This is a genomic window from Pseudomonas sp. BIGb0558, from assembly GCF_024807515.1.
Lineage (GTDB): Bacteria > Pseudomonadota > Gammaproteobacteria > Pseudomonadales > Pseudomonadaceae > Aquipseudomonas > Aquipseudomonas yamanorum_A.
Map to the genome: position 1 here is coordinate 106,498 of NZ_JANUEW010000019.1, position 12,661 is coordinate 119,158.

The 12,661-nt window shown below is 61.2% G+C and carries 11 protein-coding genes; 7 read left to right on the forward strand and 4 right to left on the reverse strand.

Annotation, left to right across the window (positions count from 1 at the left end; translation table 11 throughout):
- Nucleotides 1–36: 36 nt before the first annotated feature.
- From dapE to M2400_RS21465, 3 genes are all read left to right on the forward strand, one after another.
- A complete protein-coding gene (gene dapE, locus M2400_RS21455) occupies nt 37–1,188 on the forward strand; it encodes a succinyl-diaminopimelate desuccinylase (RefSeq protein WP_063032923.1) in 1,152 nt (383 codons plus the stop codon).
- Complete coding sequence (locus M2400_RS21460) at nt 1,188–1,997, forward strand: putative RNA methyltransferase (protein WP_177115764.1); 810 nt, start codon at nt 1,188–1,190, stop codon at nt 1,995–1,997. Before dapE ends, M2400_RS21460 begins: the two co-directional genes overlap by 1 nt.
- A gap of 78 nt (nt 1,998–2,075) precedes the next feature.
- On the forward strand, nt 2,076–2,453 hold the full coding sequence (locus M2400_RS21465; RefSeq protein ID WP_259198722.1) for a hypothetical protein: 378 nt from the start codon (nt 2,076–2,078) through the stop codon (nt 2,451–2,453).
- 172 nt (nt 2,454–2,625) lie between these two features.
- Here the strand turns inward: M2400_RS21465 and M2400_RS21470 are convergent, their stop codons facing one another.
- Entirely contained in the window at nt 2,626–2,835 is a 210-nt protein-coding gene (locus M2400_RS21470; protein WP_003219353.1) for a cold-shock protein, read from the reverse strand.
- 193 nt (nt 2,836–3,028) lie between these two features.
- Between M2400_RS21470 and plsB the strand changes: the two genes are divergently transcribed.
- From plsB to M2400_RS21485, 3 genes are read left to right on the forward strand one after another with little or no spacing between them, the layout of a single operon-like run.
- Nucleotides 3,029–5,533 (forward strand): glycerol-3-phosphate 1-O-acyltransferase PlsB, encoded by a 2,505-nt coding sequence (plsB, locus tag M2400_RS21475; RefSeq protein ID WP_259198723.1) that lies wholly within the window; start codon nt 3,029–3,031, stop codon nt 5,531–5,533.
- Nucleotides 5,534–5,584: 51 nt separating this feature from the next.
- Nucleotides 5,585–5,986: a YbaY family lipoprotein gene (locus M2400_RS21480; protein ID WP_017479432.1), complete on the forward strand. Its 402-nt coding sequence runs from the start codon at nt 5,585–5,587 to the stop codon at nt 5,984–5,986.
- 28 nt (nt 5,987–6,014) lie between these two features.
- Nucleotides 6,015–6,704, forward strand: a complete 690-nt coding sequence (locus tag M2400_RS21485) for a DUF4197 domain-containing protein (protein WP_010176773.1) — start codon at nt 6,015–6,017, stop codon at nt 6,702–6,704.
- Between the two features lie 106 nt (nt 6,705–6,810).
- On the opposite strand, the gene M2400_RS21490 is transcribed toward M2400_RS21485, so the two are convergent.
- The 3 genes from M2400_RS21490 to M2400_RS21500 all read right to left on the reverse strand — a co-directional run bounded on the left by M2400_RS21490 (nt 6,811) and on the right by M2400_RS21500 (nt 11,807).
- Entirely contained in the window at nt 6,811–7,041 is a 231-nt protein-coding gene (locus M2400_RS21490; RefSeq protein WP_259198724.1) for a type III secretion protein, read from the reverse strand.
- A 593-nt stretch (nt 7,042–7,634) separates the two neighbouring features.
- Entirely contained in the window at nt 7,635–10,700 is a 3,066-nt protein-coding gene (locus tag M2400_RS21495; protein ID WP_177121146.1) for an efflux RND transporter permease subunit, read from the reverse strand.
- 6 nt (nt 10,701–10,706) lie between these two features.
- Nucleotides 10,707–11,807 (reverse strand): efflux RND transporter periplasmic adaptor subunit, encoded by a 1,101-nt coding sequence (locus M2400_RS21500; RefSeq protein WP_177041986.1) that lies wholly within the window; start codon nt 11,805–11,807, stop codon nt 10,707–10,709.
- 92 nt (nt 11,808–11,899) lie between these two features.
- Here M2400_RS21500 and M2400_RS21505 point away from each other — a divergent pair, with 92 nt between their 5' ends.
- Nucleotides 11,900–12,535 carry a TetR/AcrR family transcriptional regulator gene (locus M2400_RS21505; RefSeq protein ID WP_177041984.1) on the forward strand — a complete coding sequence of 212 codons (636 nt, stop codon included), beginning with the start codon at nt 11,900–11,902 and terminating at the stop codon, nt 12,533–12,535.
- The last annotated feature ends 126 nt before the right edge of the window (nt 12,536–12,661 follow it).

A 12,661-nucleotide genomic window follows, 5' to 3' on the forward strand; every position in this document is an offset into this window, starting at 1 on the left:
ACGGCCATTTTGCGCGCCCTGCACTGGAGTTTTTACATGACGGCCCACGCCGACCTTTCGCCGACCCTCCAACTTGCTATCGACCTGATCCGTCGCCCGTCGGTGACGCCGATCGACGCCGATTGCCAGAAGCTGATGATGCAGCGCCTGGGCGACGCCGGTTTTGCGCTTGAGCCGATGCGCATCGAGGATGTGGATAACTTCTGGGCCACCCACGGCAAACACGAAGGCCCGGTATTGTGCTTCGCCGGCCACACCGACGTGGTGCCAACCGGTCCGGTCAAGGCCTGGCAGAACGATCCGTTCGACGCGTTGATCGACGAAAACGGCATGCTCTGCGGCCGTGGCGCGGCGGACATGAAAGGCAGCCTCGCGGCGATGCTGGTCGCGTCCGAGCGTTTCGTCACCGACTACCCGGACCACAAGGGTTCGGTGGCTTTCCTGATCACCAGCGATGAAGAAGGCCCGGCGCACCACGGCACCAAGGCCGTGATCGAGCGCCTGGCGGCCCGCAAGGAGCGCCTGGACTGGTGCATCGTTGGCGAGCCGTCGAGCACCACTCTGGTGGGCGACGTGGTCAAGAACGGCCGTCGCGGCTCCCTCGGTGCCACCCTGACCGTGCGCGGCGTGCAAGGCCATGTGGCCTACCCGCACCTGGCAAAGAACCCGATCCACCTGGCCGCTCCGGCGCTGGCGGAACTGGCCGCCGAGCACTGGGACGATGGCAACACCTTCTTCCCGCCCACCAGCTTCCAGATTTCCAACCTCAATTCCGGCACCGGCGCCACCAACGTGATCCCGGGTGACCTGACGGCGGTGTTCAACTTCCGTTTCTCCACCGAGTCCACCGTCGAAGGCCTGCAGCAGCGGGTTGCGGCGATTCTCGACAAGCATGGCCTGGACTGGCATGTGGAATGGGCGCTGTCGGGCCTGCCGTTCCTTACCGAACCGGGCGCGTTGCTCGATGCCGTTTCCGCCAGCATCAAGGCCGTCACCGGCCGCGAGACCAAGGCCTCTACCAGCGGCGGCACCTCCGACGGGCGCTTCATCGCCACCCTCGGTACCCAGGTCGTGGAGCTGGGCCCGGTCAACGCGACGATCCATCAGGTCAACGAGCGCATCCTCGCCAGCGACCTCGACGTGCTGACCGAAATCTACTACCAGACCCTGATCAAGTTGCTCGCCTGATGCTTGCTTGCCCCATTTGCAGCGCACCGCTCCATGAAGTGGACAACGGCGTGGCCTGCCCGGTCGGGCACCGTTTCGACCGCGCGCGCCAGGGTTACCTGAACCTGCTGCCGGTGCAGCACAAGAACAGCCGCGACCCGGGGGATAACCTGGCGATGGTGGAAGCGCGCCGCGACTTCCTCAACGCCGGGCATTACGCCCCGGTGGCCAGGCGCCTGGCCGAACTGGCCGCTGAACGCAAACCCCAGCGCTGGCTGGACATCGGTTGTGGCGAGGGTTACTACACCGCGCAAATCGCCGATACCCTGCTGCGCGCCGATGGCTATGCGCTGGATATTTCCAAGGAAGCGGTCAAGCGCGCCTGCAAGCGCAACCCCACGGTGACCTGGTTGATCGCCAGCATGGCCCGGGTGCCGTTGGCCGATGCCAGCTGCCAGTTCCTGGCCAGCGTCTTCAGCCCGCTGGACTGGCTGGAGGCCAAGCGCCTGCTCAGCCCGGGCGGCGGCTTGATGAAGGTTGGCCCTACCAGCGGCCACCTGATGGAGCTGCGCGAGCGTTTGTACGACGAAGTGCGCGAGTACACCGACGACAAGCACCTGGCGCTGGTGCCGGACGGCATGAGCCTGCAACACAGCGAAACCCTGGAATTCAAGCTCAGCCTGGCCGACCCCCAGGATCGCGCCAACCTGCTGGCCATGACGCCCCACGGCTGGCGCGCCAGTGCCGAGCGCCGGGCCCAGGTGATCGAGGCCGCCGAACCGCTGCTGGTCACTGTGTCGATGCGCTACGACTATTTCGTGCTTCAATAACCCATTATTTTGTGGGCCTCTTGGGGCCCGCACCGAATCCGCGAATGGATTTTCAAAATCCCGCAATGAGGAACATCCATGCGCCAACCTGATATCGAGATTTACCTCAAGGACGCCGACGTCGACCACAAGGCCATCGCCGCCTGGCTGGGCGCCGCCCTGGGCTCGTGCACCGACTGGGTCCAGCGCGGCCAGACCTACAAGTGCACCGCCGGCAGCGTGCCGGTTACCTGGTTGCCCAAAGCCGTAGGCAAATGGAACAGCCTGTACCTGGAAAGCGACCAGACCCCGTGGGAAGACGACATCGCCTGCGCCCGTGCGGCCTTTGCCGCGCTGAACGTCGAAGTGCGTTGCGCGCCCGGTAGCTGGGTTGAGGAAGAAGGTGAAGAAAGCGCGGATACCTGGATTCGTATCAGCGAAGACGGTGAAGAGCAGATCATCTGGAAAACGGCATAAAGTCAGGCTAACAAAGCCTCGATGTGCAAACCCAATCAAATGTGGGAGCTGGCTTGCCTGCGATGGGCGCACCTCGGTCATTCAGCCAAACCGCGGCGATGCTATCGCGGGCAAGCCCGGCTCCCACATTCGGCCGGGCTCCCACATTTAAAGGTGTGTTGTGCCTATCGGGTTACAGGCCCACCACATCCTCAGCCTGCAAGCCCTTCTCGCCCGTCACCACGGCGTATTCCACCTGCTGGCCTTCAGCCAATGAACGATGCCCTTCACCGCGAATGGCGCGGTAGTGCACAAACACGTCCTTGCCATCTTCCCGCTGGATAAAGCCGTAGCCCTTTGCGTCGTTGAACCACTTCACATTGCCGGTTTCGCGCGTTGCCATCTGTTTTGCTCCCACATGCTTTTTATAAGTACGTTTATTGTTGAGTCGTCGCAGTTGAACTGCCGAGTATAAGACAGGCTCAAAAAGCTTCAACTCAAGATTACTTCGCCGCTTTTTTGCCGATTTTCGGCTAATACTGCACACTAGCGCCCCGAGCATCTGCTCGGTATTCCCCACTCAAAGCAGAAGCCGTATGACCCGTTCTCCTTTTCGCCGTCTGGTATTTGGCACCTTGCGCCGGCTGTTGTACCTCTGGGTTCGCTCAGAGACGATCAACCAGTCGTCCCTTACCCTGAACCTCGACCGCAGCCGCCCGGTGTTTTACGTCCTGCAATCCCCGTCCCTCACCGAATTGGCGGTGGTTGATACCGAATGTACCAAGGCCGGCCTGCCGCGCCCGGTGCTGCCGGTATCGGTCGGCCCGTTGATGGAACCCGCGGCCTTTTTCTACCTGACCCCCGAGCCAGACTGGCTCGGCCGCCAGGACAAGCGCGGCGCACCGCCCACCCTGACCCGCCTGGTGGACGTGCTCACCGAACACGCCGAAGAGAATGCACAGATCATTCCAGTCAGCGTGTTCTGGGGCCAGTCGCCCGACAGCGAGTCCAGCCCGTGGAAACTGCTGTTCGCCGACAGCTGGGCCGTGACCGGCCGCCTGCGCCGGCTGCTGAGCATCCTGATCCTGGGCCGCAAGACCCGGGTGCAATTCTCCGCGCCCATCAACCTGCGTGAATTGATCGAGCACAATAAAGGCCACGAACGCACCGTGCGCATGGCCCAACGCATCCTGCGGGTGCACTTTCGAAACCTGAAAACCGCAGTGATCGGCCCCGACCTGTCCCACCGGCGCAACCTGGTCAAAGGCCTGGTGAACATGCCGCTGGTGCGCCAGGCGATTCTCGACGAAGCCGAACGCGAGAAAATCACCCCGGAGAAAGCCAAGGCCCAGGCCCTGCGCTACGGCAACGAAATTGCTTCGGACTACACCTATACCGCCATCCGCTTCCTCGAAGTGGTGCTGAGCTGGTTCTGGAACAAGATTTACGACGGCATCAAGGTCAACAACATCGAAGGTGTGCAAAAGGTCGCCCAGGGTTACGAGGTGATTTATGTGCCGTGCCATCGCAGCCACATCGACTACCTGCTGCTGTCCTACCTGCTGTTCAAGAACGGCCTGACCCCGCCGCACATCGCCGCCGGGATCAACCTCAACATGCCGGTGATCGGCAGCCTGCTACGCCGTGGCGGGGCGTTTTTCATGCGCCGCACGTTCAAGGGCAACCCGCTGTACACCTCGGTGTTCAACGAATACCTGCACACCCTGTTCACCAAGGGTTTCCCGGTGGAGTATTTCGTCGAAGGCGGACGTTCGCGCACCGGGCGCATGCTGCAACCGAAGACCGGGATGCTGGCAATCACCCTGCGCAGTTTCCTGCGCTCCTCGCGCATGCCCATCGTGTTTGTGCCGGTGTACATCGGCTATGAGCGCGTGCTGGAAGGCCGTACTTACCTCGGCGAGCTGCGCGGTGCGAGCAAGAAAAAAGAGTCGATTTTCGATATTTTCAAAGTGGTCGGCGCCCTCAAGCAGCGCTTTGGCCAGGTGGCGGTGAACTTCGGCGAACCGATCAAGCTGGCGGAATTTCTCGACAGCGAGCAGCCCGACTGGCGTTCCCAGGAGCTGGGGCCGAACTACAAGCCGGCGTGGCTCAACGAAACCACCAATCGCCTCGGCGAGCGGGTGGCGCAACACCTGAACGAAGCGGCGGCGATCAACCCGGTGAACCTGGTGGCCCTGGCGCTGCTGTCCACCACGCGCCTGGCTTTGGACGAGCAAGCGATGGCACGCCAGCTCGATCTGTACCTGGCCTTGCTGCGCAAGGTGCCCTACTCGCCCCACACCACCTTGCCCGAAGGTGACGGCCTGGCGCTGATCAAGCACGTCAAGGACATGGACCTGCTGTCGGAACAGAGTGACGCCCTGGGCAAGATCCTCTATCTGGACGAGCAGAATGCCGTCCTGATGACCTACTACCGCAACAACGTGCTGCACATCTTTGCCTTGCCAGCGCTGCTGGCGAGTTTCTTCCAGAGCAGCTCGCGCATGAGCCGCGAACAGATCCTGCGCTACACCCGCGCGCTTTACCCGTACCTGCAATCAGAGCTGTTTATCCGCTGGTCCCTGGACGAGCTGGACGCGGTAGTCGACCAGTGGCTGGAAGCCTTCGTCGAACAAGGCCTGCTGCGTTTCGAGAACGAGGTGTACCTGCGCCCGGCCCCGAGCTCCAGGCACTTTGTACTGCTGACGCTGCTGTCCAAAAGCATCGCCCAGACCCTGCAACGCTTCTACATGGCCATCTCGCTGCTGCTCAACAGCGGCCAGCACAGCATCAGTGCCGAGGAGCTGGAAGACCTGTGTACCGTCATGGCCCAGCGCCTTTCGATCCTGCATGGTTTGAATGCACCGGAGTTCTTCGACAAGAGCCTTTTCCGACATTTTATCCAGACGTTGCTGGAGCAAGATGTGCTACGCCGCGACGAGGCCGGCAAGCTGAGCTATCACCCGTTGCTGGGTGAGCTGGCCGAAGGCGCGGCCAAGCGCGTGTTGCCGGCGGAGATTCGCCTGTCGATTCGCCAGGTGGCCCTGCATCGCAGTGAAGAGGCGGCAGACAAGCCCGTCGTCCCCGAAGAAACACACTAGAGTGACCAAGGCGCCAGGGTGTTTCTGGCGCCGTTGACAAGGAGCTGCACCATGAAAAAAATCATTCTCCTGGGCCTGACCGCCCTGCTGGGAGCCTGCCAGACCATGAGCCCCGCCCCCAAAGCCAGCCTTGATGGCGAAGTGTTCTACCTGCAACGCATCGCCCTGCCGCCCGCTGCCACCTTGAGTGTGACCCTGCAAGACGTGTCCTTGATGGACGCCCCGGCCGTGACCCTGGCCGAGCAGAAAGGCCCGGTGAAAGGCCAGGTGCCGCTGCCGTTTCACCTGAGCTACGACCCGGCCCAAGTCAAACCTGGCCATAGTTACTCGGTCAGCGCTCGCATCGAACTGGATGGCAAGCTACTGTTTATCACCACCGAACGGCACTCCGTGCAGTTGAACGGCCAGGATCCACAACCGCTGCGCGTACGCGTGGACGCGGTTGCACACTGATTAAGATATCGAACATAAGGAAGCGCCCATGCTCCGCAACTCCCTTCGCCTCACTGCCCTGTGTGCCGGCCTGCTGCTCGGTGCCAACGCCATGGCCTTGTCCCTTGGCAGCCTGTCCCAGGGCGACGCCACCGGCGGCCTCAAGGACGCACTGACCCAAGGCGCGCAGATTGCCGTCAAACAATTGGGGGTTCCCGGTGGTTTCAGTAACAACCCGGAAGTGAAAATCGGCCTGCCGGGCAAGTTGGGTAAAGTCGCCGACAAGCTGAAAATGTTCGGCATGGGTGACCAGGTCAACCAGCTTGAAGCCAGCATGAACAAGGCCGCCGAGTCTGCCGTGACCCAGGCCCAGCCGATCCTGGTAAACGCCGTGAAAAACATGAGCGTGACCGACGCCAAGGGCATCCTAACCGGCGGCCAGGACTCGGCCACCCAGTACCTGAACAAAAGCAGCCGTGACGAGATCCGGGCCAAGTTCCTGCCGATCGTCAAGGCGGCTACCGACAAGGTTGGCGTTGCCCAGCAGTACAACGCCCTCGCAGGCAAGGCGGCCAGCTTTGGTGCCATTGATGCCAAGAGCGCCAACGTCGAAAGCTACGTGACCGAGCAGGCGCTGGACGGGTTGTTCAAGATGATCGCCCAGCAGGAAGAGACGATTCGCAAGAACCCCGCAGCGGCTGCTACCAGCCTGGCGAAGAAGGTCTTCGGGGCGCTGTAAACCCGCGGCTTTGGCTGATCGTAAACATGCAAACGCCCCGCAATCTGCGGGGCGTTTGCATTGACTCGATATAAAATATAAACAAACACGCGCTCGATCTACGCACTCAGCGACTGACGAGGGTGTTGCTGTTATTAATCGTAATGCTGTTTCGCGGCTGCGAATGGCTGTATTGAACGGATTCAAGATTCGCCAGTCTTGCTTCAAGCACGCGCCGGCTTGCAGGCTCGCCGCGTTTGGATTTATCGCAATGCTGGTTTATTGGTTGGCTAGCAGAACCACCTCCCAACAACATGCCCACGCCCATGTAAAAGTTGCCTAACGCTTGTAAAAGCATCTTGTGTCGCCTCTATAAGTTTCCGACAGAAAAACACACCTGCCTATCAGGTAACTCTATGTGGCTCCCGTGAAAAAAAGGTTCCAGCCCGGCGAGGCTGAGACAGAGCCAGCATTTCATTGGCCTTCAGGATGTCATCGACTCAGCGGGAGAAGCCCATGGGATGGCCTGTAGGGCTGATGGATCTCGCTCACGGCAGGGAGATACTGGCGGTGCCCGTCTTGCAGCACAGGACGCAAGGTTGGCAGTGATGGGCGGTGCCGGTCAAAGCCGCGGCGTCCATGCCCCGGCTTTTGCGGGGGGCCCTTATCAGCGCCTTTCGGGGTGACCATATTGCCGAATAATGATCCCAGGAGGGCTCCTTTGAACGCAGCAATTCCAGCAATGGCAGACAAAATAAACAGATGACGCTCCATGAACTCATTATTGTTCATCGGAGCCGCTGCCTGCGGCTCCGACAACCATGCCTGTCAATCAGACAATTCTGAGTGGAGCACCACGTACAAACGTTCCACCGGCCAACACTGCACTTTGCGTCTACATGTGAATGACAAAAGGAACTTCCTTACAGGACATCCCTGCCGCTCGCAGACTTACACAGCGTCCTTCCTGACCCTGAACCACGCCGCATACAACGCCGGCAGGAACAACAGCGTCAACGCCGTCGCCACAATCAACCCGCCCATGATCGCCACAGCCATCGGCCCGAAGAACACGCTGCGTGACAACGGGATCATCGCCAGCACCGCCGCCAGCGCTGTCAGCACGATCGGCCGGAAGCGTCGCACCGTCGCCTCGATAATCGCCTGCCAGGGCGCCAGCCCGGCCTTGATGTCCTGTTCGATCTGGTCCACCAGGATCACCGAGTTGCGCATGATCATCCCCGACAGCGCGATGGTTCCCAGCATCGCCACGAACCCAAAGGGTTGGCGGAACACCAGCAGGAACAGCGTCACCCCGATCAACCCCAGTGGCGCCGTAAGAAAGACCATGGCCGTGCGTGAGAAACTGCGCAGCTGCAGCATCAGCAAGGTCAGCACCACCACGATAAACAGCGGCACGCCGGCCTTGACCGAGTTCTGTCCACGGGCGGAATCCTCCACCGTGCCGCCAACTTCCAGCAGGTAACCGTCGGGCAATTCAGCGCGCACGCCTTCCAGTGTCGGCAGGATCTGCTGCACCAGGGTTGCCGGTTGTTCCTTGCCATAGATATCGGCGCGGATGGTCACGGTCGGCAGGCGGTTGCGGTGCCAGATGATGCCTTCTTCAAAGCCGTATTCCAGGGTCGCGATCTGCGACAGCGCCACGCTTTTGCCGTTGTCGGTGGGCACTGCCAGGCTTGGCAGCAACGACAGCTCGGTACGCTCGTGGACGGTGCCGCGCAGCAGGATTTCGATCAACTCGTTGTCCTCGCGGTACTGGCTGACGCTGGAGCCGGTGAGGGAGCTCTGGAGGAATTTCGACAGGTTGGCGGTGCTCACACCAAGGGCGCGGGCGCGGTCCTGATCGACGTTGAGGTAGACGATCTTGCTCGGCTCTTCCCAGTCGAGATGTACGTTGACCACATGGGTGTTTTCGCGAACCTTGGCCGCCACTTTCCGCGCCAGGGCCCGGACTTCTTCGATGTGCTCGCCCGTCACCCGGAACTGCACGGGGTAGCCAACGGGCGGGCCGTTCTCAAGCCGCGTGACCCGCGAGCGCAGGTCCGGGAACTGTTCGTTGAGGGTCTCGATCAGCCAGGTGCGCAGGCTTTCGCGCTCCTCGATGGTCTTGGCCAACACCACAAACTGGGCAAAGCTGGCCGCGGGCAGTTGCTGGTCCAGGGGCAGGTAGAAACGTGGCGAGCCTGTGCCGACGTAGGCCACATAGTTCTCAATACCGGCATGTTCCTTGAGCAACGCTTCAAGGCGTTTGACCTGGTCTGCCGTGTTGCTCAGGGACGCACCTTCAGCCAGCTTGAGGTCGACCATCAGCTCCAGCCGCCCGGAAGCCGGGAAGAACTGCTGGGGCACAAAGCGGAACAGCGCCACCGAGCCGATAAACAGCAGCAAGGTCAGGACAATCACCGTCTTGCGCCGACGCACGCACCATTCCACCAGGCGTCTTACACGCTGATAGAACGGCGTCCCGTAGGGATCCGGCCCATCGGCGCCATGCTTGGCCGCATGAATCTTCGCCAGGTCCGGCAGGAGTTTTTCCCCCAGGTACGGCACGAACACCACCGCTGCGACCCAGGAGGCCAGCAGCGCGATGGTCACTACCTGGAAGATCGAACGCGTGTATTCGCCGGTGCTCGATTGCGCCGTGGCAATCGGCAGGAAACCCGCCGCAGTGATCAGCGTACCGGTGAGCATCGGGAACGCGGTACTGGTCCAGGCGAAACTGGCGGCCTTGAGCCGGTCGTAGCCCTGCTCCATCTTGATCGCCATCATTTCCACGGCGATGATCGCGTCGTCCACCAGCAGGCCCAGTGCGAGCACCAATGCACCGAGGGAAATCTTGTGCAGGCCGATGCCGAGGTAGTACATGGTGGCGAAGGTCATGGCCAACACCAGCGGGATTGCCAGGGCCACCACCATGCCGGTGCGTATGCCCAGGGAGAAGAAGCTCACCAGCAATACAATCGCCAAGGCTTCCGCCAGCACCTGGACGAATTCGCCGACACTGGTTTTCACCGCTGCCGGCTGGTCCGACACCTTGCGCAGCTCCATGCCGGCAGGAAGGTTCTTCTGCAGGCGTGCGAATTCGCTTTCCAGGGCCTTGCCCAGTACCAGGATGTCGCCACCATCGCGCATGGCCACGGCCAGGCCGATGGCATCGTCGCCCATGTAGCGCATGCGCGGTGCCGGCGGGTCGTTGAAGCCGCGGTGAATCTCGGCCACGTCACCGATACGGAACGTGCGGTCACCAACGCGGATAGGGAAGTCGCGGATTTCCTTAACGGTCTTGAAGTTGCCGGACACCCGTAACTGCACGCGCTCGCTCGGGGTTTCAAAGAAGCCGGCGGTCGATACCGCGTTCTGCTCCTGCAACGCCTGCTGCACCGCGGCCAGCGGCAGGCCGAGGGTGGCGAGCTTGAGGTTGGACAGTTCGATCCAGATCTTCTCGTCCTGCAAACCCTGCAGTTCGACCTTGCCCACATCCGGCACCCGTTGCAGCTGAATCTGGATGCGGTCGGCGTAGTCCTTGAGCACGGCATAGTCAAAGCCGTCGCCGGTCAGGGCGTAGATATTGCCAAAGGTGGTGCCGAACTCATCGTTGAAAAACGGGCCCTGGATATCCGGCGGCAAGGTCTGGCGAATATCGCTGATCTTCTTGCGCACCTGGTACCAGAGGTCCGGGATCTGCGCGGAATGCATCGAGTCCCGGGCCATGAAGGTGACCTGGGATTCGCCAGGGCGCGAGAACGACACGATGCGCTCGTAGTCACCGGTCTCCATCAGTTTCTTTTCAATACGTTCGGTGACCTGGCGCGAGACTTCCTGGGCAGTCGCCCCCGGCCAGTTGGTCTTGATCACCATGGCCTTGAAAGTAAACGGCGGGTCTTCGCTTTGTCCCAGCTTGGTGTAGGACAAGGTGCCTACCACTGCCAGCAGGATCATCAGAAACAATACGATCTGGCGATTGCGCAACGCCCATTCGGAAAGATTGAAACCCATCGGGGACTACTCCTTGGCCGCCAGGCTTACCACTCGGTTGGCCCGATCCACCGGGCGCACTTGCTGGCCCTCATGGAGTACATGCACGCCGGCGGCGATCACCCAATCGGTAGGGCTCAGGCCTTCCAGCACCGGTACGGTTTTCTCGCCAAAGGCACCGATCCGCACCGGTGTGCGCTTGAGGGTATTGTCGGGCTGCACCACCCAGACGTAGGACGCGCCGTTCTCCGCACTGAGGGCCGACAGTGGCACCGCCAGGGGAATCACGCCGTCGGCCTGTATGAATACGCGAGCGCTCTGCCCCAGCTCTGCAGGCACCTTGCCGCCGGTGAAAGCGACGCGGGCGGCAAAGGTTCGCGACTTGGGATCAGCGGCGGGTGATAGTTCGCGAATGCGGCCGTTGAAGCGCTGGTCCGGCTGGCTCCACAGTTCCACGGACACCGGCTGGCCAATCTTGAAGCGCCCGAAGCTTTGCTCCGGCAGGCTGATCAGCACCTCCCGCTCGCCATCGGTGGCCAGGGTAAATACGGTCTGGCCGGCCGATACCACCTGGCCCACTTCCACCGCACGCTTGGCCACCACGCCATCCTGGGGAGCGCGCAGCACGGCATACCCGGCCTGGTTATTGGCCACGTCGAATTCGGCCTTGATCTGCTTGAGACGGGCTTCACCTGAACGGTAGAGGTTTTCGGAATTGTCGTACTGGGAGCGGCTGACCATCTGACGGTCCATCAGGGTCTTGTAGCGGTCACGCTCGGCGCGCACCAGGCTCAGGTTGGCTTCGGCGGCGGCGACCTGGGCGCGGGTGGCTTCCAGTTGCAGGCGCACATCCTGCGGATCGAGTTCTGCCAGGGGCTGGTTGGCCTTGACGCGCTCGCCCTCCTCGACCAGTCGTCGGCTTACTTTGCCGCCGATGCGAAAGGCCAGGTCGGGTTCATAGCGGGCACGCACCTCACCCGGGTAGCTGTCGGAAGCCTGCGCCGAAGGCTCTGGCTGAACCACCATGGCCGGGCGGACGGTAGTCTGCGCCGCTTCTTCATGGCCACAGGCAGCCAACAGGAACAGCAAGCTGGCAGGCAACGCGAATGGCAGGAAATAGCTGCGCATGCTGAAGGACCTTTCGCTAATAGTTGTAGGAATAATTATACTGACCAGTATGTTATTAATACCAAACTCACCAGTCCAGTAATAAAGTGAAAATGTCCGACAATCCTGTGAACACCAATAGCCCCGGGCGTCCCAAGGACATGGCAAAACGCCAGGCGATCCTCGAAGCGGCGAAGATCCTGTTCTTGAGTAATGGGTATGCGAGCACCAGCATGGATGCGGTGGCGGTGGAGGCCGGGGTATCGAAGCTGACCGTGTACAGTCATTTCACCGACAAGGAGACGCTGTTCTCGGCGGCGGTGGTTGCCAAGTGCGAAGAGCAGTTACCGGTGATGTATTTCGAACTGCCGGCAGATGTGCCGGTGGAGAAGGTGCTGCTCAATATTGCGCGTGGGTTTCATGTGCTGATCAATAGCGAGGAGTCGGTGAACCTGCACCGGTTGATGATGACCTCCGGGAGTCAGGATCCGAAGTTGTCGCAGATCTTTTTCGAGGCGGGGCCGATGCGCATGTTGCAGGGGATGGAGCGGCTGCTGAGCAAGATCGACCAGAGTGGCGCGCTGAGTATTCCCAAGCCGCTCACTGCCGCTGAGCACTTTTTTTGCCTGCTGAAGGGTACGGCGAATTTTTGCTTGTTGTATGGGTGCGGGGGGCAGTTGAGTGCCGAAGCGGCTGAGGAGCATGTGCAGGAGGTGGTGGGGTTGTTTATGCGGGCTTATCGGGTTTGATGTACATATCCGTTGCTGCGGTAACGGCCGCTTAGGGTTCCGCTCTTACAGCGGCTCACTTTTGAACAGCGCAAAAGTAAGCAAAACGCTCTTGCCCCACCACTCGGCACCTCGCCTAGGCTCGGT